Annotated in this window: 1 pseudogene; it reads right to left on the bottom strand. The window is 62.9% G+C overall.

What is annotated here, in order from left to right:
* A pseudogene (locus RTW80_RS30635) lies at positions 1 to 240 on the bottom strand (MFS transporter); the annotation flags it as partial.

Genomic DNA, 240 nt, shown 5'->3' with positions numbered 1-240 from the left:
CCCTCGGACTGGCGAAGCCACCCCCCCAAACCCAGTCCCATCAGCGAGAACGCCAGCACGTACCACGCAGGTGCAAGGGGTGACACCCCCATCAACACCGTCACCACAATCGGGGTCAGCCCACCGAAACTGGCATACGAGACATTATAAGAGAAAGAGATCCCAGTGAAGCGTACCTCCGGCGGGAAGGCGCGGACCAGTACGTACGGTACGGCGCCAACGACGCCCACGCACAGCCCG

The organism is Escherichia sp. AM3, assembly GCF_032029835.1.
Lineage (GTDB): Bacteria > Pseudomonadota > Gammaproteobacteria > Enterobacterales > Enterobacteriaceae > Escherichia > Escherichia coli.
This window is presented reverse-complemented; position numbering and strand designations above follow the sequence as displayed.